Origin of the sequence: Rhodococcus sp. NPDC060176, assembly GCF_042728675.1 — a bacterium.
Taxonomy (GTDB): Bacteria; Actinomycetota; Actinomycetes; order Mycobacteriales; family Mycobacteriaceae; genus Rhodococcus_F.
The window spans coordinates 887169-911238 of record NZ_JBHWYS010000003.1 but is presented as its reverse complement, the minus strand read 5'-3'; the positions used below and the strand labels follow the sequence as shown (position 1 = coordinate 911238).

Annotated in this window: 18 protein-coding genes; 4 read left to right on the top strand and 14 right to left on the bottom strand. The window is 61.2% G+C overall.

The window, feature by feature from the left end; all coding sequences use genetic code 11:
• The first annotated feature begins 1 nt into the window (after position 1).
• Positions 2–970 carry a hypothetical protein gene (locus ACFWEM_RS19200; protein ID WP_378535994.1) on the top strand — a complete coding sequence of 323 codons (969 nt, stop codon included), beginning with the start codon at positions 2–4 and terminating at the stop codon, positions 968–970.
• On the opposite strand, the gene ACFWEM_RS19195 is transcribed toward ACFWEM_RS19200, so the two are convergent.
• Positions 918–2855: a prolyl oligopeptidase family serine peptidase gene (locus ACFWEM_RS19195; protein ID WP_378535992.1), complete on the bottom strand. Its 1938-nt coding sequence runs from the start codon at positions 2853–2855 to the stop codon at positions 918–920. The two genes, ACFWEM_RS19200 and ACFWEM_RS19195, sit on opposite strands and share 53 nt — an antisense overlap.
• Before the next feature lie 99 nt (positions 2856–2954).
• Here ACFWEM_RS19195 and ACFWEM_RS19190 point away from each other — a divergent pair, with 99 nt between their 5' ends.
• Together ACFWEM_RS19190 and ACFWEM_RS19185 are read left to right on the top strand one after the other, a co-directional pair.
• The gene (locus ACFWEM_RS19190) at positions 2955–4208 is read left to right on the top strand and encodes a pyridoxal phosphate-dependent aminotransferase (RefSeq protein WP_378535989.1); all 1254 of its coding nucleotides are present in this window, start codon (positions 2955–2957) and stop codon (positions 4206–4208) included.
• A 532-nt stretch (positions 4209–4740) separates the two neighbouring features.
• Positions 4741–6003 (top strand): YibE/F family protein, encoded by a 1263-nt coding sequence (locus ACFWEM_RS19185; RefSeq protein ID WP_378535987.1) that lies wholly within the window; start codon positions 4741–4743, stop codon positions 6001–6003.
• Between the two features lie 10 nt (positions 6004–6013).
• Here ACFWEM_RS19185 and ACFWEM_RS19180 read toward each other — a convergent pair whose 3' ends face one another.
• Both ACFWEM_RS19180 and ACFWEM_RS19175 read right to left on the bottom strand, forming a co-directional pair.
• Positions 6014–7693, bottom strand: coding sequence for an Hsp70 family protein (locus tag ACFWEM_RS19180; protein ID WP_378535985.1), 1680 nt, complete (start codon positions 7691–7693; stop codon positions 6014–6016).
• Positions 7694–7842: 149 nt separating this feature from the next.
• On the bottom strand, positions 7843–9162 hold the full coding sequence (locus tag ACFWEM_RS19175; protein WP_378535983.1) for a UDP-glucose dehydrogenase family protein: 1320 nt from the start codon (positions 9160–9162) through the stop codon (positions 7843–7845).
• A gap of 108 nt (positions 9163–9270) precedes the next feature.
• On the opposite strand from ACFWEM_RS19175, the gene ACFWEM_RS19170 reads away from it, so the two are divergent.
• On the top strand, positions 9271–9795 hold the full coding sequence (locus ACFWEM_RS19170; RefSeq protein WP_378535981.1) for a low molecular weight phosphatase family protein: 525 nt from the start codon (positions 9271–9273) through the stop codon (positions 9793–9795).
• On the opposite strand, the gene ACFWEM_RS19165 is transcribed toward ACFWEM_RS19170, so the two are convergent.
• The 11 genes from ACFWEM_RS19165 to ACFWEM_RS19115 all read right to left on the bottom strand — a co-directional run bounded on the left by ACFWEM_RS19165 (position 9767) and on the right by ACFWEM_RS19115 (position 22915).
• Positions 9767–11191, bottom strand: a complete 1425-nt coding sequence (locus ACFWEM_RS19165; protein WP_378535979.1) for a polysaccharide biosynthesis tyrosine autokinase — start codon at positions 11189–11191, stop codon at positions 9767–9769. The two genes, ACFWEM_RS19170 and ACFWEM_RS19165, sit on opposite strands and share 29 nt — an antisense overlap.
• Positions 11192–11321: 130 nt before the next feature.
• Positions 11322–12647 carry a UDP-glucose dehydrogenase family protein gene (locus tag ACFWEM_RS19160; RefSeq protein ID WP_378535977.1) on the bottom strand — a complete coding sequence of 442 codons (1326 nt, stop codon included), beginning with the start codon at positions 12645–12647 and terminating at the stop codon, positions 11322–11324.
• 55 nt (positions 12648–12702) lie between these two features.
• Positions 12703–13671 carry a GDP-L-fucose synthase family protein gene (locus tag ACFWEM_RS19155; protein WP_378535975.1) on the bottom strand — a complete coding sequence of 323 codons (969 nt, stop codon included), beginning with the start codon at positions 13669–13671 and terminating at the stop codon, positions 12703–12705.
• Complete coding sequence (gene gmd, locus ACFWEM_RS19150; protein WP_378535973.1) at positions 13668–14699, bottom strand: GDP-mannose 4,6-dehydratase; 1032 nt, start codon at positions 14697–14699, stop codon at positions 13668–13670. The genes ACFWEM_RS19155 and gmd overlap by 4 nt, the downstream gene beginning before the upstream one ends.
• Positions 14700–14796: 97 nt before the next feature.
• Positions 14797–15597: a WecB/TagA/CpsF family glycosyltransferase gene (locus tag ACFWEM_RS19145; RefSeq protein ID WP_378535971.1), complete on the bottom strand. Its 801-nt coding sequence runs from the start codon at positions 15595–15597 to the stop codon at positions 14797–14799.
• Between the two features lie 5 nt (positions 15598–15602).
• Positions 15603–16769: a glycosyltransferase family 4 protein gene (locus ACFWEM_RS19140; protein WP_378535969.1), complete on the bottom strand. Its 1167-nt coding sequence runs from the start codon at positions 16767–16769 to the stop codon at positions 15603–15605.
• A complete protein-coding gene (locus ACFWEM_RS19135) occupies positions 16766–17662 on the bottom strand; it encodes a glycosyltransferase family 2 protein (protein ID WP_378535967.1) in 897 nt (298 codons plus the stop codon). The genes ACFWEM_RS19140 and ACFWEM_RS19135 overlap by 4 nt, the downstream gene beginning before the upstream one ends.
• Positions 17659–18870: a hypothetical protein gene (locus ACFWEM_RS19130; protein WP_378535965.1), complete on the bottom strand. Its 1212-nt coding sequence runs from the start codon at positions 18868–18870 to the stop codon at positions 17659–17661. Before ACFWEM_RS19130 ends, ACFWEM_RS19135 begins: the two co-directional genes overlap by 4 nt.
• The gene (locus tag ACFWEM_RS19125; protein WP_378535963.1) at positions 18867–20078 is read right to left on the bottom strand and encodes a glycosyltransferase family 4 protein; all 1212 of its coding nucleotides are present in this window, start codon (positions 20076–20078) and stop codon (positions 18867–18869) included. The genes ACFWEM_RS19130 and ACFWEM_RS19125 overlap by 4 nt, the downstream gene beginning before the upstream one ends.
• Position 20079: 1 nt before the next feature.
• Positions 20080–21405 (bottom strand): O-antigen ligase family protein, encoded by a 1326-nt coding sequence (locus tag ACFWEM_RS19120; RefSeq protein ID WP_378535961.1) that lies wholly within the window; start codon positions 21403–21405, stop codon positions 20080–20082.
• Positions 21392–22915 (bottom strand): sugar transferase, encoded by a 1524-nt coding sequence (locus ACFWEM_RS19115; RefSeq protein WP_378535959.1) that lies wholly within the window; start codon positions 22913–22915, stop codon positions 21392–21394. Before ACFWEM_RS19115 ends, ACFWEM_RS19120 begins: the two co-directional genes overlap by 14 nt.
• Between the last annotated feature and the right edge of the window lie 1155 nt (positions 22916–24070).

Sequence of the window (24070 nt, the reverse complement as noted above, 5' to 3'; positions counted from 1 at the left end):
CATGGGGGAACAGACACATATCATCCGCAGGCCGGACCAACTTTCGATCGGTCGCACCGATGCCGAGATCCGGCAGGCCTGCGCCAGTGGAACCTGGGCCAGAATCCATCGTGGTGCGTACGTGGACAGCGGCCACCTGTCCCGCCTCGACGCATACGGACGACATCGATTGCGGACCGAGGCCGTGGCCTGCGCCGCTTCATCCGGTGCCGCTGTCAGCCACATCTCGGCTGCGGTGCTGCACGGTTTCGAGCTCTGGAACACTCCGCTCAGGGCCGTCCACCTGTCCCGGAACCGGCGAGGTGGTGGCCGAAAGTCCGCTCGACGTCACGTGCACTCGACATCGCTGACGGACAACGAGATCACCGAGGTCGATGGTCTGCGCGTCACGACTCCGGCTCGCACCGTTGCCGATCTCGCCAGAGTGCTACCTTTCGAACAGGCTCTCGTGGTTGGCAATTCAGCACTGCACCGGTCGTCATTGACGACGGAAGCGCTCACGGACTCGATTGCGCTCAGCCCGAACCACCCGCGACATCGACACGCGCTCCACGCCCTCGCTGCGATGGACTCCCGTCTCGAAAGCGTCGGCGAATCACGCAGCCTCGCGCTGTTCATCCGCGAGCACTTGCCGCTCCCCGAGCCACAGGTCAAAATCCACGACGCTCGCGGGCTGGTCGGTCGCGTCGACTTCCTGTGGCGTGAACAGCGCACTGTCGGAGAGTTCGACGGTCGCATCAAGTACGGCCGACTGGTGCCCGCCGGTCGCAGCGCCGAGGACGTGCTCTGGAACGAGAAACTCCGCGAAGACCGGCTCCGTGACGCAGGTTGGCAGGTAGCGAGGTGGACCTGGTCCGACCTGTCGACTCCTTCGGCGGTGGCAGGTCGGATCACGGCGGCCTTCTCGCGCGGGCCGGTCAGGTACCAGCCGGCTCCCACAGCTCCAGTGCCGGAATGCCGGGTGGGGTGAATCCTAGAACTTGCCCGTAGAAGGACAACTCGGCGTTACGTGAGCTGATGATGGTCGACTGCTTGCGGAATCCGTGGGATTCACCCTCGTAGGCCAGGTACGCGTGCGGAATGCCCTTGGCCACCAGGGCATCTCGGAATCGCTCCGCCTGCGAGGGTGGCACGATCGGATCGTCGAGACCCTGGAGCAGCAACACCGGGCAGTTCAACCCGTCGACGTTGTTGAGCGGAGCACGTTCCGCGTACAGGTCGGCAGATTCCGGCAACGGACCGATCAAACCGTCGACGTAGCGCGATTCGAAATCGTGAGTTTCCTGCACGAACAGGTCCAGTTCGGCCACGCCGAAATAGGAAGCACCACAAGCGAACACGTCGGAGGTTGTCAGTGCGGCCAGAACGGTCCATCCACCGGCAGATCCGCCCTCGATGGCAAGGCGGGCCGGATCGGCAAGTCCCTGCTCGGCCAACCCGGTGACGGCGGTGACGACATCCTGCACGTCGACGACGCCCCACTGTCCGCGCAGTCGGTTGCGATACTCCCGTCCGTAACCGGTCGACCCTCCGTAATTCACGTCGACGACGCCGATTCCGCGGCTGGTGAAGAAGGCGTAGACGAGGTTCAGTGCCGGTGCAACGTGTGCCGTCGGGCCACCGTGAACAAACGCGACGTACGGCGGCAGTTCACCGTCGAGACCTTTGTATCGCGGACTGCGCGGCGGATACGCGACGGCATGCACTTCTCGCCCCTGCCCGTGGGCGACGACGGCCCGCGCTTCCGGGAGATAGGCGGACTCGGGCAATTCTTCGACCGAAGAACGGATTTCTTCGAGTTCGCCGGTACCGAGGTTCAATTCACGTAGCGCACCCGCCAGTTTTGCTCCGCCCGAGGTGAGCAGCAGTCGGTCTCCACGGACCTGCATGAGGCCGATGCTGGTGACGCCAGGGATCGCGATGTCGCGCAGTTCTCCCGACGCCGGGTCGAGTACCGCCAGTGTGTCGGTTCCCACGGTGCGTGCGGTGAGAAGGTGTCCGTTGTCGAGTTCGACGAACCAGCGCGCGCCGAATCGCCATTGCGGCCCACCGAAATCCGCATCCGTCGGGCAGATCGGGGTGATCTCGGCGCCGACGCGATAAATGTTCCACCAGCCGCTGCGATCACTGATTGCGTAGAGCTCGTCGTCGGTGATCCACTCCGGTTGCAGAACAGACTCTTCGGATCCACCGACCAGCACGGAGTACGCCTGCGCGACGCCGTCGACGAGTGGAGCGACCCGAAGTTCGGTACCGTCCCAGGGCATTTGGGGATGATCCCACGCGATCCAGGCGATCTTGGTTCCGCTCGGCGAAAGCCTCGGTGAGGAGAGGAAATCGGAGCCGCCGACGATCGAGCGAATCTCACCGGAGCCGTCCAGCGGTATCGCACAGATGTCGCGAGTGATCGTCCCGTCGACAGCGTGCGCTTCCCTAACCGCCCACACCTCGCCGTTCACGATCTGCAGGTCCGCGTACCGTAGCGCGGCCGGCGACGCCGGCTCTGGCGTCAGAGCCCGCGGAGTGAGGCCGTCGAGGACGTACACACGTTGATCGGAGAATTCACTGAAGACCAGTTTCCCGGACTCCGTGACGGTCCAGGCGCCACCGCCGTACTCGTGAACCCTGGTCCGCGCATTCCATGGCGCAGGGAGAATGTCGACGGGTTGGTTGTCGAGACCAGACCGACGAATCGACGTCCGACCGCTCTCGGTCGGCCGGAGTTCGGCCCACCAGATCTCGTCGCCGACGTATCGTCCGCCCTCGACTGGGTGCCCGCCTGCAGCGAGATCAGCTGCTGTGATCGGCGAAGTCCACGATCCGTACGGGGCTGCAATCTGCTCGCTCGGGGTCATCGCTCGACAATAGCCAACGGGTCGTGCGAGACGGTCCCCGACAATGCACTTGCACAGTCCCCGACAATGCACTTGCACAGTGGTGGGATCATGTAACTCGTGAGCACACCAGAACCCGCCCGCCATCGTCAGCCGCAGCGCGAGCTGGAGCAGTCGTCGAAGCTCCAGAACGTCCTGTACGAAATCCGTGGACCGGTGCACGCGCATGCCGCCCGGTTGGAGGCGGAAGGGCACCGGATCCTCAAGCTCAACATCGGCAACCCGGCACCGTTCGGATTCGATGCTCCCGATGTGATCATGCGGGACATGATTGCTGCTCTGCCCTATGCGCAGGGCTATTCGGAATCCAAGGGCATTCTGTCGGCGCGGCGCGCGATCGTGACGCGATACGAGCTGGTTCCCGGCTTCCCCGAGCTCGACGTCGACGACATCTACCTCGGCAACGGTGTTTCCGAGCTGATCACGATGACGATGCAAGCTCTCCTCAACAACGGCGACGAGGTGCTGATCCCAGCGCCCGACTACCCGTTGTGGACGGCGATGACGAGCTTGTCCGGCGGCACACCCGTCCATTACCTCTGCGACGAGGCCAACGACTGGAATCCCGATATCGCCGATATCGAATCCAAGATCACCGACAAGACCAAGGCTCTCCTCGTCATCAACCCGAACAATCCCACGGGTGCGGTCTACTCGATGGAGGTTCTGCAGCAGTTGGTCGATCTGGCGCGCAAGCATCAGCTTCTGCTGCTCGCCGACGAGATCTACGACAAGATCCTCTACGACGACGCAAAGCACATCTCACTGGCGACGCTTGCCCCTGATCTGCTGTGCCTGACGTTCAACGGCCTCTCGAAGGCCTACCGTGTCGCGGGCTACCGCTCCGGCTGGGTGGCGATCACCGGACCGAAGGATCATGCGGCCGGCTTCCTCGAGGGGCTCGATCTCCTGGCGTCGACGCGGCTGTGCCCCAATGTTCCCGGACAGCACGCCATTCAGGTCGCTCTCGGCGGACACCAAAGCATCGAGGACCTGATCCTGCCCGGCGGCCGCCTGCTCGAACAGCGCGACGTCGCCTGGGAGCGGCTGAACATGATTCCTGGTGTCTCGTGCGTGAAACCTCGCGGCGCGCTCTACGCGTTCCCTCGTCTGGATCCGAACGTCTACGAGATCCACGACGACGAGAAGTTGGTTCAGGACCTGCTTCTCCAGGAGAAGATCCTGATGGTTCAGGGCACCGGATTCAATTGGCCGAACCACGATCACCTTCGGATCGTGACGCTCCCGTGGGCCCGAGATCTTGCCGTGGCCATCGAACGATTCGGCAACTTCCTCACCAGTTACAAGCAGTAGATTCTCCGGCCGAATCCGGGCGAAATCGAGTAAACAATTCGTTGTACAAATGCCCCGTAAACGTAAAACGGCGGGGCATTTGTGCGACCTTGGTCACATATTTCGCAAACCACGCGGTTTGATTGACACTTTAACTAATTAGTGACCTGCCCTGATGTGAAAACGGTCCAACCGGTACGTGATTCGTTGTGAAATTGGTAGTTGGACAACGCGCCAAATCGGTTTGAAATTGGGTACATTAGTTATCAGCACTTCGGTGCCGCGAGCACCTGGTATCCCTCCCCCCCCCTGTGGATACCAGGGTGGTGGCGGGGACAACCCCCCCTGTTCCCCGCCACCCAGCTCGACCAATCCCAGTTTTCACATTCCGGTACTTCTCTCCCGGTTATTGCCTGTGCCGACACTGCCGTTGATCAACACTGCCGTTGATCAAAACTGCCGTCGATCGACACTATCCACAGAAGCTGATCATTCGCTTCGGAGCCGATAACATTGCACCGGTGCAAATCCCCAGTCCGACACTCCGTTTCCGATGAGTCACGGCCACGGCCACGGCGGACCCATCCAGATCGGGCCCACCGCATCCCGCGTCGTCATCGGCTTGCTCGTCGTCATCGGTATGGTCGTCGTCGCAGCAGCAATCGCGCTGTGGCCGGACAAGAACACCATTCCCGTCCCGCTCCCGTTTCAGAACGCCGACGGCAGCTCGGTGGAAACCGAAGCGGGCACTGTCACGATGCAGGACCTCGGCGACTGCGGAAGCTCCTCCGCTGGAAGGGTATTCGTCGGCGCACCGCAACCGCCACCCACCTCTGCCTATCAATGTCAGCGAAGTATCGTCGATATCGAATCCGGGCCTAATGCCGGAACGAAGACATTGCTCGAGGTCATTCCAGGTGCCGGTCAGCCGGACCTTCGCGTGGGTGACCACATTCGACTCGTGCGTCAGACGGACCCGAACGGCAATACGCAGTACTCCTTCGAGGACTATTCGCGTGGACTCCCGCTGGCGCTGATCGTCGTCGCGTTTGCCGTCGTCATCATCGCCGTTGCGCGGTGGCGCGGACTGCGCGCACTTGTCGGCCTGGTGATCGCCTTCGGCGTTGTCGTCGGATTTCTCCTCCCCGCCTTACTTGACGGCAAGCCTGCAATACCCGTTGCACTGGTCGCCGGGGCGGTGATCTTGTACGCGGTTCTCTATCTGGCGCATGGCGTCTCGTTGAAAACCAGTTCCGCATTGCTGGGTACCCTCGCCGCGATGGTGCTCGCTGCCGTTCTCTCCTACCTCTGTATCGAACTGACTCATCTCACCGGCTTGTCCGAAGAGCAGAACACCAATGTTCAGACGTACATCGAGCACATAGACATCACCGGCCTGCTGTTGGCGGGATTCATCATCGGCTCACTGGGCGTCCTCAACGACGTCACCATCACCCAGGCATCCTCGGCGTTCGAGTTGGCCGAACTCGACAAGCACGCGTCCCGCCGAAAAGTCTTCAGCGGTGCGATGCGGGTCGGACGCGATCACATCGCCAGCACGGTCTACACCTTGGTTCTCGCGTACGCGGGCGGGGCTCTGCCGTTGCTGCTGCTCTTCAGTGTCAGCGGGCGCCCGCTTCAAGACGTTTTGGTCGGTGACGCCGTCGCGATCGAAATCGTACGGTCCGCGGTCGGCGGAATAGCTCTGGCTCTTTCGGTTCCGCTCACCACTGCCATCGCCGTGATTCTCGCGCGGCCACCCGGCAGTGCGGTAAAGGCCGGTTCGACTTCAGGTGGACGCCACTCCAAACGCTGAGAACCGGGCCTCAGAGTCCAGGAATCGGAGGAAGGACTGGCAACAGAATCGGCGGCAGTCCGGGAATGTAGATCGCGGGCGGCGGAGGCGCAGGTGCTGGTGCCGGCGGCATGTAGGTGTCCTGCACAACCGGCGGTGCCTCGACGACGGGTGGGGCTTCCTCGGTCGTAGTCGGAGGCGGCGTCGTTGTGGTCGGCGGCGGCGGAGTGGTCGTGGTCGTCGGGGCTGTCGTAGTCACCTCGGTTGCCACAGGTCCGGCTTGTTCGGAGTCTCCGAAGACCTTTCCGCCGTAGCCCAACCCCAGTCCGACGATGACGACTGCCGCGATCACACCGGCGCCGAGGCCGGCAAAACGCAGTGGATTCCTGGGCTCGGTGGATGTGGTTTCCACAGTCTGTGTTCCGGCGAGCCACGACGGATGTGCGGTCCCTGCTCCGACTCCCTTGTCTTCGCGCACTGCCGAGTACGCCTGGGCGTCAACCATCACGGCCACGGTATCGGCGTCCTGCTCGGCCCCGAACCCGTCCGTGACCGGTTCACTGTCAGTGACGACAAAATCTGCACTTTGGTCGAATCGTTGCTCGTGTCGGTTCGGTCGTGGCTGCGGCAGTTCCGCAGCGTACGGACTCGACCTCTGTTCCTGCGGAACAGACTTCACCTCGGCAGCAACCTCCGGCGCAGCTTTCGGTCGCTCCGATTCGGGGAGCGTCGCGACTCCTCCATGACTGAACGCCTGTACCGGGACGGGCACCTCCGCCGGTGTGTGAATCGGATAAGGCGCGAAGATCGGCGCCACCGCCGGGACCTGAACCGGCGCGGCGACCGGGCGTGACGACGGCGTCACGGACAACTCCGCGATCAGCGCAGCACCTTGTGCGGTCACCAGTTCAGGCTGCTCGGGCGCGATGACGGGGCAATCGAGCCACGCCGCGAGAGTCGCCCGCACGATCGGGACGCGCGCGCCGCCGCCGATGAGGACAATCGCGTCCGGGTTGCGGCCGGACGTAGCGATGACCTCGCGTATTTCTCGCGCAAATGCCTCCACCGACGTGATGACCAGGGAATCGAAGACTTCCCGCGACAGCAAGAGAAGCCCACCAGGGCCGGGCAGGCACACGGCGCTCCGTGTGGACAGCTGTTCCTTGGCAAGTCGGCATCGCGCCTGCAGTTCGGAGTCGCCGCCCGGGTCGGCCGGCGTCGCAATTCGGCGACGCACCGTTTGGTCGGAGTAGACGAGGTCGTCGAAATGGTCTCCACTGACCCGAGTCGACCGAGCGGTCACGACGGTAGACCTCGTATGCCTGTCCACAACGCTGATCGTCGATCCCGAACTACCCATGTCGACGACGACAAGCGTGTTCTGGTCGGTCAGCGCACCGGGTTCCTCGAGCATCCGGAGCGTCGCCGAAACTTCGGGAACCAACTCGAAGTTGTCGACACCTTTCTGTTCGAACGCGGTCTGGAGTGCACCGGCTTGCGCTTGATCCCGGTAGACGACGACCGTATGACTGCTGAGTTCGGCATTCTCGGACAACGCCACTCGGGTCGCTTCTGCAGCGATGTCCTCCGGGACGTCCCGCCCCCGCTCAACCGATCTCGATCGAAACACCGGACCGCTGTGGTCAGGCGTCCCCGGTCGCGCCAAACGCACAGCGCTGGCTCCCACCGTCACGCCCAAAACCAAGTTCATGATCCACCTTCGTCGACCGTGGACGGGTCTTGTCAGCAGACCCCGTCATTCCCCGGCCGGAAGTCTACCCACTAGGGGTGGTCCGCGAGGTTCGCGCGTCGCATCTAACAGCCAGATGCAGCTACTTTTTCGCAACCTGGACGTTCGACCTAGCGACCTAATCCGCGATAGTTCCATCCGGCAGCACGCCAGACCTTCGGATCGAGGCAATTTCTGGCGTCGACGATCACGCGTCGACGAACAAGGGGTTCCAGATCGGCAGGCACGAGTGAGGCGAACTCGTCCCATTCGGTCGCGATCAAAACGACATCAGCATTCTTGCAGGCGTCTGACGTGGAGGTTGCGTAGTGCAGGGTGGGAAACAGTCGGCGAGAATTGTCCATCGCCTTCGGATCGAAGACGGTAACTGCCGCCCCGTGAAGCTGCATCATTCCCGCCACGTTCAGCGCAGGCGAATCGCGAACATCGTCGGATTCGGGTTTGAATGCGGCCCCGAGCACCGACACGTTAGCTCCCAGCAAACCGCCTTCGCAGGCTGCCGTCACCAGTTCCACTGCTTTTGTTCGTCGCCGCATGTTGATGCTGTCGACCTCACGAAGAAAGTACAGCGCTTGGTCTACACCCAACTCGCCGGCGCGTGCCATGAATGCCCGAATGTCCTTCGGCAGGCAACCACCGCCGAACCCCAACCCCGCATTCAGAAACCGCCTGCCGATCCGGTCGTCGTATCCCAGAGCGTCCGCCAACATCGAGACGTCGGCGCCGGTGGCCTCACACACCTCCGCAATCGCGTTGATGAAGGACACTTTGGTCGCGAGAAACGCATTCGCAGATCCTTTGACCAACTCGGATGTAGCCAGATCGGTCACGAGGAACGGCACCCCCGCACCTAACATCTCGGCGTACACCTCACGAAGAACACCTTCGGCATTTCCCGGTCGATCACGATCAACCCCCAGAACCAACCGATCAGGGCTCAGGGTGTCCGCGATAGCGTGCCCCTCACGCAGAAACTCCGGATTCCAGGCCACCTCGACGGCGCCACCCGCGGGCGCGGTGGCCCGCAGTCGCTCGCCGAGAGCCGCAGCCGTGCCCACCGGGACGGTCGACTTGCCGACGATAAGCGAAGGCCGTCGAAGGAACGGCGCCAACATGTCGATCACCGAATGAACGTGACTCAGATCCGCGGCGTACTCCCCCTTCTTCTGCGGAGTCCCCACCCCGACAAAATGAATGTCGGCGAATTCCGCGGCGTCGGCGTAGGACGTCGTGAACCGGAGCCGACCAGCCCCCAGATTCTTCTCCAGCATTTCGGTCAGGCCCGGCTCGAAGAACGGGACCTCCCCCCGAGACAACTTGTCGACCTTGGACTGGTCGATGTCGACTCCCAGCACGTCGTGGCCCAGTTCGGCCATACACACTGCGTGGGTCGCCCCCAGGTATCCCGTTCCGAACACGGTCATTTTCATGTGTTGTTGGTATGCGCCCGAACTTTCCGACACGCGTACGCGAGGTGGGCGCGAAACCAACATCGGGCGTACGACGAGTGCGTCGCGCCTGCGACCTATGCTTCTGCCATGCACGTTCTCTTTGTCTGTACGGGAAATATCTGCCGATCACCTACCGGTGAACGCCTCGCGCGTGCCTATGCCGCCGAAGCCCGGGCCACCGGATTCACCGCTTCGAGTGCCGGCACCCGGGCGATGGTCGGACACCCGATCGAGCCGACAGCGGCACGGGTTCTCGCGGATCTCGGCGGCGACCCCGGAGATTTTCAAGCCCGACGTCTGACGACGGCGCTGGCTGCGGATGCCGATCTCATTCTCACGATGACCGAAAGTCACCGGGACAAAGTCCTGGCGATGGCTCCGACCCGACTGAAGCGCACCTTCACCCTTCGAGAGGCCGCACGGTTGGCCACGCTCGCCGACGCCGGCAGTGTCGACGATCTCGCCGCCGCCAGACCGCGTTTTCGTGCCACCGAACCCGAGGACGTCACGGATCCGATGGGTAAGGAAGAGAAGCTCTTTCACGAGATCGGACTTCAGATCGCCGACCTCGTGGGCCCGTTGCTCAGCCGACTTCGCTTCGGTGAGGGCTGAGCGACGGCACCGCGGTCAACTGCGGTAGCGACTTGTCCGATTCGTAGGAGTAGCTGTACTCGTATGCATTACGTCCTCGAGACGGAGTCATCGTGATGACACTGCCCAGGACGTGTGCTCCCACGCTCTGCAGGTTTCCGACGGCGCGCGCCAGTTGATCACGCTTCGTGGAGCCGTGTCGGGCGATCACCAGAGCGCCGTCCGACATGGCAGCCAGAACTGCAGCGTCCGTGACGGGTAGCAACGGAGAGGCGTCGATGATGACGTAGTCGTATCGCGCCCGCAGTTCCTCCAGAACATGTTTGGCCGTGTCCGTGCCGAGCAGTTCGCTCGGGTTCGGCGGGATCGGTCCCGAGGCCAGCACGGTCAGCCCGGCGAATTCGGTCGGCTGCAGCACGTCATCCAGGGTCGCTTGACCAGAGAGTACCGAACTGACACCGACGCTCCCGATCAATCCCAGGTACTTCGATACCCGCGGCTTCCGGAGATCACCTTCCATCAGACAGACCGATTTACCTGCCTCTGCCAAGACCAGTGCGATGTTCACTGCCGTGGTTGTCTTACCTTCGGAGGGAAGCGAACTCGTGACGACAATCGCGCGAGGTGGGTGATCGACTTCGAGGAACTGAAGGTTGGTGCGCAATTCGCGGAACGCTTCGGCACTCACGGAATTACCTTCACTGAAAGCAATCGCGTGGTTCACTTCGACGTCCTTGTCGAACGGGATCGTGCCCACCATCGCCGAACCCGCGATCTCTTCCACCGTTCGACGATCCTTCACCGTGTTGTCGAGTCGATCGCGAATCAGCGCAAGAGCGATCCCCAACAGCAGTCCCGCCACTGCTCCGAGCGCGAGGTTGCGCGAAGTCTTGGGTGACACGGGAACAGTCGGCTCTTGAGCTTGCTGCTCGACGACCACACGTGCAGGCGGTGTTCCGCCGTTCTCGGGTGTCTCCAGTTCCTGTGCCAATGCGACGAATTCGGACGAGAGCGTGTTCGCTATCTCGCGTGCGAGTTCCGGTGACGCGTCCTTGACTGCGAGGTCGATCAACACAGTGTCGGGCGCCGACGTTGCAGTGACCTTGGAGGCCAACTCGTCAGCCGACATCCCGCCGACCACTCTCGGCCCCAGTTCGTCGATCGTCCGCTGTGCGAGCGTTCGACCCGTCAGAAGTTTTGTATACGACAGAACTCGCTGCTGCGACAGCTGGCTACCTTGAAGTGCCTCGTTGACCGAGGTTCCCGCCGACGTCGACACGAACAACCGGGTCGAGGCCTGGTAGATCGGTGTCGAAAGAAGGGACGCACCAAGTGCTCCCAGGATTCCGAGCACGGTTACGACCGCGACTGTCCGCCACCTGGCTTGTAATATCTTGAGGTAGTCGATTATTTCCATCTTGATGTCTCCTTCGGCTCACGCATGCCCACTGCGGGTCTGAGCGGTTGTTGCCGGTCAGGCCGCTAGGGCGAACCGGGCTTTCTCAACTTCGATATCGATCAACTGCAGCAGGCACCATGCCCTGTGCTCACGGACGTCCCAATCCGCGGTATGTCCAACCCGCGCCTCGCCAGCCGGCTGGCGACAAGCAGTTACGCCCGTCGACGATCACTTTCTTGCGAACCACCGAGTCGAGATCAGACGGTTGCAACTTCAAGAATTCGGGCCACTCGGTCAATACCAGGACGACATCGGCACCTTCACAGGCCTCCAACGCATTTGCCGAGTAGGTCAGCGTCGGGAAGAGCGCGCGCGAATTGTCCATGGCCTTCGGGTCGTACACATTCACTGCGGCACCTTGGAGCTGAATCTGACCCGCGACATTGAGTGCCGGCGAGTCACGAACGTCGTCCGAGTCAGGCTTGAATGCGGCACCCAGAACTGCAACTCGCGCGCCGAGCAGCGATCCGCATGCCTCCCGAGCCAATTCGACCATTCGGGTACGTCTGCGCATATTGATGTTGTCGACTTCGCGCAGGAACGTCAGTGCTTGGTCGGCACCGAGTTCCCCGGCGCGGGCCATGAAGGCACGGATGTCCTTCGGCAAACATCCTCCGCCGAAACCAATTCCCGCGTTGAGGAATCGACGTCCGATCCGAACGTCGTGCCCGATCGCGTCGGCGAGCACCGTGACGTCGGCGCCCGCGGCCTCGCACACTTCGGAGATCGCGTTGATGAACGAGATCTTCGTGGCCAGGAAAGCATTCGCTGACGCTTTGACCAACTCCGCCGTCGCAAGGTCCGTGACAAGAAACGGAATCCCCTCATCGATGAGCTCTGCATAAACTTCGCGCGCAACAGATTCTGCCCGACCGCGGACATTTCGATCGACCCCGAGCACCAGCCGGTCCGGGTGCAACGTGTCCTGGACGGCAAATCCTTCACGGAGAAACTCGGGATTCCACGCGACTTCGACGCCGTCACCGATCGGTGCCAGTTCCCGCGCGCGCTTACCGAGCCGTTCCGCGGTTCCCACCGGCACCGTGGACTTGCCGAAGATGACCGAGGGTTTGGTGAGCAGCGGCGCCAAAGTCTCGATCACCCCGTCCACGTAGATCATGTCCGCGGCGAACTCGCCCTTCTTCTGCGGCGTCCCGACGCCGAGGAAGAACACGTCCGCAAATTGTGCGGCTTCCTCGTACGACGACGTGAACTTCAGTCGCCCTCGATCGATGTTTCTTCGTAGGACCTCGCCCAACCCTGGCTCGTAGAACGGAACTTCACCTGCTGCCAGTTTCTCCAGCTTTGCCGCATCGACATCCACTCCGAGGACCTCGTGACCGAGTTCGGCCATACAGGCCGCGTGTGTCGCGCCCAGGTATCCCGTGCCGAATACTGCTATGCGAGTGCTCATGTTGCTCGATCTGCTTTCTCGAGAGTGTGCGAAGTGTGTTGATGGGAAAAGCGATTCAGGTGCGTACGGCACCGATGTTGTCGCGGTACCACGAGACTGTCGACGCGATACCCTCGCGTAATCCGATCGTCGGCCGCCACCCGAGTTCACGAATCATGCTCACGTCCAGAAGTTTCTGCATCGTTCCATCCGGCTTCGAGGTGTCCCACCGCGTCTCTCCGGTGTATCCGACCTCCGCGGCGACTATCGAAGCGATCTCACGAATTGTGTGATCCTCGCCGGTTCCGACGTTGACATGCGATGCACCGTCGTAGTTTTCGAGCAGATGCAGACACGCCGACGCCAGATCGTCGACATGCAGGAATTCACGGCGCGGGTTGCCACTCCCCCAGTTGACAACCGACTGGACTGCGCACGACTGCGCCTCGTCGTAACGCCGAACGAGTGCGGGAAGTACGTGCGATCCGCGTGGCGAGAAATTGTCTCCCGGGCCGTACAGGTTGGTGGGCATAGCCGAGATCCAGGGGCGACCATGCTGCCGCCTGGCAGCTTGGACGTGGAGTATTCCCGCGATCTTTGCAATTGCATAGGCGTCGTTGGTCGGCTCGAGATGACCGGTGAGGAGGTATTGCTCCTTGATCGGTTGCGGCGCCAATTTCGGGTAAATGCACGATGATCCGAGGAACAGGAGACGCTCGACACCATGCGCGAGGGCGGCGTCGAGCACGTTCACCTGGATGCGCAGATTCTCCGACAGGAAGTCGACGAGGAACGTGCTGTTCGCCGCAATCCCACCAACTTTTGCCGCTGCGAGGATCACGTTGGTCGGCTTTTCGCGGGCGAAGAAATCGAAAACAGCTTCCCGGTCACGTAGATCGAGTTCGGCCGACGTCTTTCCGAGCAACCTGGAGAAGCCGACAGATTCCAGGTGTCGCCACACCGAAGAGCCGACCAAACCTCGGTGTCCAGCCACGTAGAACGGTGCGTCTCGATCGAGGGGTCGCGGCGCGAACGAATCACTCATCGCGTCGCCAACCAGTCGGGAAGTGCCGGAGTGTCGATCCACGGTCGCCCTTCGTGCTCGAGCGCTTCGACGTCTGCGTCGACCATGATCCGGGCCAGTTCGGGTGTGTGGACGCCGGCCTTCCAACCGAGCTTGCGCTCGGCATGACTCGGATCCCCGATCAGTGCGTCCACCTCGGTCGGCCGAAGATACCGTTCGTCGAATCGAACGTGGTTTTCCCAGTTCAGACCTGCATGTTCGAAAGCGACGGTGAGGAAGTCGCGCACCGAGTAGTTGCCACCGGTGGCGAGCACAAAATCCTCAGGCTCGTCGACCTGCAGCATGCGCCACATTCCCTCCACGTACTCCGGCGCGTATCCCCAGTCGCGAATCGCATCGAGATTGCCCATGTACAGGTGATCCTCGATACCCGCCTTGATACGTGCGACTGCGCGCGTGATCTTCCGCGTCACGAATGTCTCACCACGCCTGGGTGACTCGTGATTGAACAGAATTCCGTTCACGGCGAAGATCCCGTACGCCTCACGATAGTTCTTGGTGATCCAGTACGAGTACACCTTCGCCGCACCGTAGGGCGAGCGAGGGTAGAACGGTGTCTCCTCGTTCTGCGGTGGTGGTGTCGCACCGAACATCTCGGAGCTCGACGCCTGGTAGAACCGGCAGTCGAGTCCGGCCATCCGAACCGCTTCGAGTAGTCGGATCGACCCGACGCCGGTGGTGTTCCCGGTGTGTTCGGGTTCGTCGAAGCTCACTCTGACGTGAGACTGCGCAGCGAGGTTGTACACCTCGTCCGGCTTGATCTGCGCGAGCAGCGTCACCAGACGCGCTCCGTCACTGAGGTCACCGTAGTGAAGAAAGAGTCGAGCACCTGCATCGTGCGGGTCCACGTAGATGTGGTTGATCCTCGAAGTGTTGAACGTCGAAGATCTACGGATCAGTCCGTGAACCTCATAGCCTTTGGAGAGCAGCAACTCGGCGAGGTAAGAGCCGTCCTGCCCCGTGATTCCGGTAATCAGTGCGCGTTTCATCCTGCGTTCCTTCCGTTGCGGGACAGCCCGCCTGATGGTTGCGAATCCACGGTTGTGGTCCGTATTCCTCCGAATCGCTCGGCGGTCTTGATCTTGCTCATGTGCGTCCCCCCGAACGGCCGAAGACATTTCGTATGTCACGTGATGCCAGCCGGAGGAAAGTCGAGTTACCGAACAGGTAGCGTCGCCATAGACGCTTGGGTTCCGACACAAGTCGATACAGCCACTCGAAACCCGAGTTCTGGACGAAAGTTGGTGCTTCGGAAACAGTTCCCGCCAGGAAATCGAAGGCGGCACCCACTCCGACGGCCACGTAGTCGGTTCGGTCTGCTATCGCCTTCGTGACAAAATCCTGCTTGGGTGCACCCAGACCGACCCACACGATGTCCGGCGACGACGGACCGACCTTCGTGATGATGTCGTCGACGAACTCCTTGCTGAACTCGGCAAACGGTGGCGCATAGGTGCCGGCCACCTTGATGCCCGGGTACAACTCCTCTACTCGATCTCTCAAGAGACTCAACGTCTCTTCTGTCGTGCCGACAAAATGGTGACGAAGGCCGTAGCGGCGTCCCTTGTCCAGCGTGGCCTCGAAGAACGACGGACCGCGAACTGGTCGCACACCGATCTGATCGGAAATGGCACCGCCACCTGTCAACCGCATGACCCAGCTGACCGGGGTTCCGTCTGCGAAGTTCACCCCGGGGCCTTTCAGCACTGCGGAGTAGTCGCGATCATTGTGTGCCGCCGACACGCAGTAGGAATTCGACAACCTCACGGAGACTCCGGTTCCCACCCCCTCCCGCCTCTCGTTGACTACCCAATCGGTAGCTCCCTCGAGATTGGTCGCGGCAAACGGAATGCCACCTACCTCGATGACCTCGAACGGACTGCTCATCTGTCTCACCACTTTTCCGAGTTCGTTTGTTGACGTTCATTGCACTGGCCGTAACTGCGCGACAAGATCGATTCCAACCGGGATCGAGTCCAATCACGTTGCGGTTCAAAGAGAGAAAGCTCGGTCTCGACAATCGATCGAGCAATACGCGCGGGAAGCGTGGATGTCGGCGCAACCGGAATCGCCACGGCGTTCCGACCGGCCAGAGTCGGTACACCGCCGAGATCCAAACAGACCACCGGGAGGCCCACCGCGGCAGCTTCGGCGGCCACCCAACCGCCGGAATCGTGCATGCTCGGGAAGAGCAAGGCCGAGGAGGCCCCCATCTCTCTCATCACTTCCGATCTGTCGCGCCACCCGTGAAGCGTGATCTGACCACGCCGGTAGGGCAGCGACTTCTCGATTCGCGCTCGCGCGGGCCCTTCCCCGACAAAGGTCATGGACCAATCGGTACCGAGATGCTCGAGCGCGTCGAGTATCAGGTCGATCCCCTTGTACTGCAACAGCCTTCCCACAAAGAGCAGTTTTCGTTTCGGTCTGGGTACCGATTGAACTTCGATTCCGTCGTAGTCCAGAACGCAATTGGGCTGGACGACGACGTCGCAGGCTCGCGGGGCCCCGCGGCCGCTGTCGGAGTTCATCGCGATGAAGGTGTCGACGCGCCCGGACACGAAGATGTGGGTCAGTGCCCGTACGACTTTCGTCGAGCAGGTGCGAACAGCCGTGGCGGCCAGGTATCGCATACCGACACTCCTGGCGAGTGACATCGGCGGGTAGGTGTTTCCGCCGGCAGGCCCCCACACGAGTCGTTTGCCACCGACTCCACCGAACAGCACCGGTGGGGGCAGCCAGTCGGAGGCGAACGTTGCGTGGTGAAGGACGTCGAAGTGTGCCGCTTCACGCCGAACGAACAGTGAAGTGTGCCAGAGCCATCGGAGGTATCGACCGTACGATCCGGCTTCTTCCGCGGTCAACGTCGCCATTCGCACGACTCGAACTTCGCAACCGAGTTGTTCACACGCGGATTCCAACGTGGGAGCCTCACCGGAGCGAGTCACCACCGTGATCGACTCACACAGTTCGGAAGCCGCCGAGAGAAGCGCCCAACCCGCCCCGGACTCACTACCCTGATTCGGATCGCAGGCGTATGCCGTCATCAACAACCGTGTCATCGCGCTACCTCCAGCCTCTGTGCGCGTGACATCCGAGAATCGTGGCGGCCGAATTGCTGTGAGAACCAACCGATGTTGCGTGCACCGTGATCGAGAATGATGCGTTTGACACGCGGGCTGAACACGGCGACAGGTGTCGCCACGGCCGCTGCGAGTACGAGAGCAGCTCGCTTGACGATCTGAACCGTCAACTGCGGCGCGGTGAGTTGTCCCTGACAGAGCGCCAGGATCCGGCCGTTGTTGACGTATCGTGCGAAGAGCCAGGAATCCCGACGCCGATCCGCGTCGACGGGTTCGTACGCAATTGCCTCGTCGCACCACAGCAACCGGACACCGCCGGCGCACATCCGGAGTGTGAACTCGGTGTCCTCGCCGCCAGGTAGATCCCAATCGACACTGAAGTTCAAGCCGTTCAAAGCCTTCAGGTCCAACAACAGGTTTCCAGCACCTGCCGACGCAACCGGAGTGCCGGTGGTGTGGCGAACACGGGCGTGCAATGGAAGTTCTGAAGCAGGCAGACCCACCGGAATCACAGGACCGGCCACGGCACCCGCGTCGAAATCTGCGGCGCAGGCGAGGAGATTCGACAGCCAGTCGACTTCGACATATTCGTCGTCATCGACGAACACGATGTATCGACGTTCTCGCGCGTTGGCGAGATCGACGAGTGCACGTCGCGCTGCCGATACCCCGCCGAACCCGAGATGCAGTCGCTCGATCCCGTCGACGACGTATGTCGGTGTGGTGGAATCAGGATCGTTGTCGCCTACCACGATCTCGGCCGCAACGCCGGCAGCCACGATCGACGCCCTGACGCTGTCAATGCAGTGCGCAAGTGCCGATTCGCGACGGTACGTCAAAATCGCGACCATGACGCCGCTCAGGTCCTTCATGAGAGACCAACCTTCGGCCGAGAGACGTCGTTCATCGAGACCAGGAGCACGACGCTCGCACTGACACCAGCAGATACCGCCAATGCTCCTGCGACATAGACGGCATCGTCGGACAATCCCGCTCCGAGAACGATCAGAAACTGCAGCGGCAGCAGCAATGCGCGAAATGTGTTGAGCGTTCCGGTCTTGTCCACGACTCGAATCGACGTTCCTACACCCAGAAGAATCCCGTTGAACGCCACTGCCAGTCCGCACAGCAGAATGACCGGCATCAAGTTCGGGAAATGCGGCCCGACCAGGTGATCCGTCAATCGAACTCCCGAGAGCCGAATCTCGAGCACGAGACAGATCAGCGAAACGCAGACGATCGAGACGAGGAAGATCCGCAATCCCACTCGGCGACCGAGTGCCATGCACTCGCTCGGGCTCATCGATTCGACACCACTTCCGAACTTGCGCATCAGGATCGGCGAGATACCTGCGAACATCAAGGACAGTGGACCGAGCAGTGTCTGGGCAGTTCTGATCTCACCGATCATCGAGATCGATGCCACCACGGTCAGTATCAAGAACATTGCCTGCTGCGCAGCTGATCCCATCAATATCTCGATCGCGAACGGCACGGATCTGTATCGGTGCGTGCGCGAGTACCTGATCGACGGCACCGGCGGCACCAGACGCATGGATGCGTGACCGAGAGCGAGCGCAACGAAGACACCGACCGTGTAGGTCACGAGAGCAAGTGTCAGATTCTCGACCAGGAAAGCTGCAACAAGTACGAACGAGAGTGTCACGATCTGTATCGACGCGGAGATCCAACTCGCACCATCGTGCATCAACATCGTGCGTATCACGTCAAAGATCACGAAACCAACTGCGGCCAAGGCATATACCGTGAGATTCATCGAGTCCGACCCGGCGATCAAGAACAGTGCCCACACCGATGTCACCGATACTGCCGACAGCACGATCGTGGGCGCCAAAGCCGGCCGACGCTCGTCGGACCTCGCTCCTCGTGAGAGCCAGACGTCGACGCCGATCGCTCGCCCCAGCGCCAGTGCCAACAAACCCGCCGATTGAATGACGGCAACCTGGCCGACTTCGATCGGACCACCGAGTCGTGCCACCGAGGTGAGAACGACAAAAGTAAGGATGCTCGAAAGTCCCTGATCCGCCATGAATGTCACATGCCGAGTGCGATCGTTCACGACCTCACCTCGTTGATGAGCTCACGCATCGACGTCGCCGCCTTGCACGAGGTGAAGCGACTCGCGTAGTGACGATATGCGGATTTGCGTATCGCGGATCGGTCGTCCGCCCCGAGGATCCGTGCGAGTGCCTCGCGGATCGACGATTCTTCCAGGGAATGAAGGGGCGTTCCGCCCGGTCCGACGATGTCCGCGAGTGCACCGTTGGTTGCGTAGATGACGGGGGTACCCACCGACATCGATTCGATCGCGACGCGTCCGAACGGCTCTGCCCATTGAGATGGCACCACGGACGCCGCACTGTGGCGGAGTATCTCGATCACATCTTCGTGTGACGTGAATCCGGCCATCGTGACGTTGTCGAGAGCTGCACTCAAGCTGGAGATCTCGCCATACTGCGGTCCGTCACCGAGAACTGTGAGGGAGGGGCATCCGGCACCCTGGGGCCAGTTACGCACCAAGTCGAGGACGCCCTTCTCGGGTGTCAGTCGGCTGACACACACAACCGAATCATTGCTCCGGAATTCGGGTTCATTTTCTTCGAACCCGAAGTTCGGACGAACCACGACGCGGTCGGATTCGATCAGTCGTCCCTCGACCAGACGTGCTGTCATCGCGCTCGTTGCGACGAACCTGTGTTGCTTCCACCCCAAGACGCTGAGCTTGACTGCCGCAGCGCTCAGGTAGCAGACAAGGCTCTGCAGTCGGCTGTTTCCGTAGCATCCGTTGCGGACACAACTCGTGAAGTAGTTGGTGGAACCGCATTCGGTGCACGTGCCATCGGCGCGTAACTTGGCCGAGGGTGTTACCAGGCGATAGTTCCGAACCGCCTGCAGCGTAGGAATTCCGGCGACCCTTGCGGCCACGAGCAACGAAGCCGAAAACGCCGGCCAGAGGTTGTTGACGTAAACGATGTCCGGTCGCTCCGAGCGGATGATTCGCAACGCATCGACGAGTACCCGAGGACTGAACACTGCTGCGGCGCCCGCCCACGGTCTTCGAGAGATTTTGTTGTTTTCGGTGGTACACCGAACCGTCTCGTACCCGATCGATTCGAGGAGCCTGGACTCATTTGCGAAGCTCTGTTCCTCACCACCCGGATTTCGATAGATCGCATGGAACATCAGTGCTTTCGGTGCCGCCGATCGAACGTCGGGCGTCGGGCTCACATCGGTCTCCGTGCGGGTTACATCGAATGACTTGTACATCTCACTCGCCTCCTCTTCGCGGCGAAACGGATTTGTTGGCGATGTTCTTGTCGGTACGGCCCCCACCGATAGACAGTTCGGCGCTGCGGGGACCGTGTGAACGGGGTGTGGAGGGTCCGTACGGAGCCAGGAAGACCCACACGATCAACCACATAGCGCCGAAGAAGAGCGTCGACTCCGTCAAGTCCATCGAGAAGACGAGAACCATCAGCGCGACGATGGCGATGTACTCGGTCCTGCTGTGAGCACGCGAAAGAGAAGTACTCAAAAGCAGGTAGTAGCCGGCCAACAGCAGCAGGAATCCGATCCAACCGATCTGCAGCCGTATGTCAAGCATTCCGTTGTGTGCGCTGGTCGCCGAGAAAGAAAGCTTGGACCGAATCATCTGCCCCACTGCACTGTCCGGCGCCCACACCGAGCCGAAGCCCCATCCGAGCAGAGGCCGCTGTTCGGCGTAGTAGTTCGAAACGGTCCAGAGGTGAAGCCGGCCGGTCAACGTGGCGTCTCGCGAGAGTAATTCTGCGACATCGGGTCCGAGCACCTTCATCGCGCCGGACACCCCGAGGTACAGGCCGATGATCACAGTCGAGGCGAGGTGAGCGTTCGGTGTCCGTCGAAAACACTTCAGAGCAAGAACTGTCGCCAGCGCAATCCCTGCTGCGACGAGACTGGTCTGGCTCCGGGCTTCGAACAACACGATGCCGGCGACAGCCAGCGCCGCCACCCACGGAATCCGCTTGACGTCGGGCAGCATGAGCATGACAGCGACGAGTGCAACTTCGATCGCAGCCATTCGGCCCAAAGTGTTCTTGTGCGTGAAGATTCCGCGATACGTGACAGCGCGTGTGTCCACGTCGATGCCAGTCGAAGGATCGAGGAACACGACCAGCAGTGACAACACGAGCAGTACCATCAAGGTGAGGGCAACGGTCCGTACTCGCACCGCGAACGTCAACTCACGGGCGACGATGATTCCCGTGATCGCCAGGCACACGATGACGATGCCGGCGACGGCGGAGTTCCGAGGCAACGTCGACCAGTACCAGCTGGTTGCCGGGACGACGGCCGCGACCAGAAGCGCGAAGACCGGCCAGGTCGTGTTGCGTGAGTATCGCCGATCGAGGAAGTAGACCAACGCCAGTGTCGCCGCGAGAGCGGCCGAACCGTGTACGAGCAACGATCCGAGCGCTGTCTTCTGCGTGTACGCCTGAAAGGCTCCGCTCGCGCCGATGACCGCGATCACCAGTGCCGTTCGCAAGATCAGCGGATTGTTCGGTGCCTTGTTCTCGCAAGGCGCCGGTGCCGCCTTGTTGTCAGTAGGCGCCATCACTTCCCACCACCGCCTTGAGCGTCTTCGCGACGATCATGACGTCACCCATCATCGACCAGTTGTCGACGTAGGAAAGATCAAGGCGGACAGTGTCTTCCCACGAAAGATCCGAACGTCCGCTGACCTGCCACAGTCCGGTGACACCGGGCTTGACCAGTAGCCGGCGACTGACCGCACCGTCGTACATCTCGACCTCGCGCCGAAGCGGTGGCCGCGGTCCTACAACGCTCATCTCTCGCCGGAGGACATTGACGAACTGGGGCAACTCGTCGATCGAGTATCGACGCATGAAACGACCTACCGTCGTCACTCGCGGATCGTCTCGCATCTTGAAAAGCACTCCGGCGCCTTCGTTCTCCTTCATCAGTGCCGTGACCTGAGAATCCGCATTCTGGACCATCGAGCGGAACTTGAGCATGGGGAACGGCTGACCGTCCAACCCCATCCGCTCCGACTTGTACAGAACCGGACCCTTGCTCGTGAGCTTGACGGCGATCGCAGCCGCCAGAAGCACCGGACTGATCACTGTGAGTACCAGCGTCGCGAAGACGATGTCGAAGGTCGTCTTCGTGAACTTCTGTGCGCCGTGATAGCGCGGACGCTCGACATGTATCAGCGGAAATCCAGAGACCGGGCGCATCGACAGCCTCGGCCCGGACACATCCAGAATCCCCGGCGCAACAACAAGGTCCACATGATCGCGCTCGAGATCCCAGGCCAGCTTGCGCAACCCGTCCGGCCCGAGTCGCTCCGACGCCGTCACTGCCACCGTGTCGGCGCCGACCTGTTCGAGCGCGTCGGTGACACTGTGCTCGTCTCCGAGCACCGGAATGTCCCGGCCGTTCACTGCGACAACCTCGCCGACGTCTCCTCCGTAGCCGGGTACACAGACTCCGACGACTCGGTATCCATGGGCATCGTCACGCTCGAGGTTCCGTGCAAGATCGACAACCGCCCCTCGTACACCGACCACGAGTACCGCAGTTCGAAATTCACCTCGGGCTCGCTCTCGAGCAATCACTCGTCGCCAGATCCAACGACTCGCGATCAAGGCCGTCAATCCCATTGGAAATGCCACGGCGAGGTACAGGCGCGCGATCTCGAGGTGGAGGAGAAGGCTGGCGATCGCAATCAATCCGAACAGGCGGAGCGTTCCGACAGCGATCAATCGGTACTCTTCAGGGCCACTTCCGATCACACGAGGAGATCTGGTGCGAAATACTCTCAGTACAGCGAACCAGCCGATAATCAGGGCGAAAGACAGTGCGGTGTAGCTGAAATGGCCGAGCGCTTCGCCGTCGACGACATCAACGTCGCTACCGAATCGCCACCATTGCGCCAGAAACACAACTGCCGCAACGATAATCGTGTCGGTAATCGCCAGACGACGAAGATACGCAGATTGCCATTTCCTGCGTGCGGATACTCCGCCAGCCCTCTTCGGAGCCTCTCGTCGATGTTGTTGTGGCCGTTCTTCCGTGGGCGCGGCCATCTCGAGAACCGTCATGTTTTCAGAAACCTTTCCCCACGCACAGAACTCGGCGCGAAGCTGTTCGCCGGCCGAGGTCCATCGGACCGCCTTGCCGAATCCAGATACTTCGACGGCGAAGCAACTGCTCCGCATTACTGCGTTCAGTGCGAATGGTCGCATTACGTGCGCCTTGTAGTTAGCGACGACTATGGCCAGGCCTCGGCCCAACTGTCGAATTATTGCGGCATTGCCGCAGCTCACACCCCATGGTCGAAGCAGAGTCCACTAACGACCCAAACACGAGGCGATCGGCGATTTCTCGTCGCCCGCTGACGTCGCCAGCCCCGACATTGCCGCGACTCACATCATGGCAACTAGTTGGCTAGCTGGTCAGTACCAGTGAGGAGTTTGCCACATTCCGGACAGTGTGGCAATAGCGCTTTCCTAACTTCTTCCCGGCGCCAGCATTGAGATCAGTTATTCACCGTCCAGGAGGGAACGTACGCGCATGTTTCACCATTGATATTGCGTACCTATAGTTTTCATTGCCTTGGTCAACTGGACTCCACGTTTGTACGGAAACCCGCACGCGGACGGTAAACGCTCTGCAAATCGAACTATCGCCCGTCCGGCCGCACGGCAATTCTGAACAATCGTCCGACACTTCGCCGCTGGGTCCCCGCCGCGATATGCGAAGACGAAATTCTCGACCAATTGGGTAGCCCCTCCCCCCGCTGGAGGTGTGGATGCCGCAAATATTTGCAGTACAACACTATTCGCATGAACAGATAGACCGACAGCCCGAAGCTACAAAGCGCGGAGGCTGCACCGGTGTAACACCGGTGCAGATAACTGAGCAACCACTGGCGTTGCGCCAGTAGTTTTCCGTTTTGGCAAGGTCCTCGAGATTGCAGGCCTGGCAATCGCCGCGATCGGTCTGATCAAGGCTTGGCGCCATTCTGTAGCGGGCGCGCCGTTCTGGTCTGAGTCGATTCGCAGGTTGTTTCCGTTCCGGCGTAGTCGCAGCGCGACCGTCCATGTCCGCACTGCTACATCCGTTGTGATCGGTTCGTCGGCGCTCGTTGAGGTAGATGTAGATTCGAGCCAACGTTTGGGGCCGCGCGTGGCGGCTCTCGAATCGAATCTGAATGCGATCCGTCGTGAGATGTTCATGCTCAACTAGGAGCTGAA

Bases quoted from the DNA above. Each gene is read 5' to 3' on its own strand.
- ACFWEM_RS19170 (WP_378535981.1), top strand. From the start codon at position 9,271: ATGCACGTTCTCTTTGTCTGTACGGGAAATATCTGCCGATCACCTACC.
- ACFWEM_RS19200 (WP_378535994.1), top strand. From the start codon at position 2: ATGGGGGAACAGACACATATCATCCGCAGGCCGGACCAACTTTCGATC.
- ACFWEM_RS19195 (WP_378535992.1), bottom strand. From the start codon at position 2,855: ATGACCCCGAGCGAGCAGATTGCAGCCCCGTACGGATCGTGGACTTCG.
- ACFWEM_RS19120 (WP_378535961.1), bottom strand. From the start codon at position 21,405: ATGGCGCCTACTGACAACAAGGCGGCACCGGCGCCTTGCGAGAACAAG.
- gmd (WP_378535973.1), bottom strand. From the start codon at position 14,699: ATGAAACGCGCACTGATTACCGGAATCACGGGGCAGGACGGCTCTTAC.
- ACFWEM_RS19165 (WP_378535979.1), bottom strand. From the start codon at position 11,191: ATGGAAATAATCGACTACCTCAAGATATTACAAGCCAGGTGGCGGACA.
- ACFWEM_RS19140 (WP_378535969.1), bottom strand. From the start codon at position 16,769: ATGACACGGTTGTTGATGACGGCATACGCCTGCGATCCGAATCAGGGT.
- ACFWEM_RS19145 (WP_378535971.1), bottom strand. From the start codon at position 15,597: ATGAGCAGTCCGTTCGAGGTCATCGAGGTAGGTGGCATTCCGTTTGCC.
- ACFWEM_RS19180 (WP_378535985.1), bottom strand. From the start codon at position 7,693: ATGAACTTGGTTTTGGGCGTGACGGTGGGAGCCAGCGCTGTGCGTTTG.
- ACFWEM_RS19115 (WP_378535959.1), bottom strand. From the start codon at position 22,915: ATGACGGTTCTCGAGATGGCCGCGCCCACGGAAGAACGGCCACAACAA.
- ACFWEM_RS19175 (WP_378535983.1), bottom strand. From the start codon at position 9,162: ATGAAAATGACCGTGTTCGGAACGGGATACCTGGGGGCGACCCACGCA.
- ACFWEM_RS19125 (WP_378535963.1), bottom strand. From the start codon at position 20,078: ATGTACAAGTCATTCGATGTAACCCGCACGGAGACCGATGTGAGCCCG.
- ACFWEM_RS19160 (WP_378535977.1), bottom strand. From the start codon at position 12,647: ATGAGCACTCGCATAGCAGTATTCGGCACGGGATACCTGGGCGCGACA.
- ACFWEM_RS19135 (WP_378535967.1), bottom strand. From the start codon at position 17,662: ATGAAGGACCTGAGCGGCGTCATGGTCGCGATTTTGACGTACCGTCGC.
- ACFWEM_RS19185 (WP_378535987.1), top strand. From the start codon at position 4,741: ATGAGTCACGGCCACGGCCACGGCGGACCCATCCAGATCGGGCCCACC.
- ACFWEM_RS19155 (WP_378535975.1), bottom strand. From the start codon at position 13,671: ATGAGTGATTCGTTCGCGCCGCGACCCCTCGATCGAGACGCACCGTTC.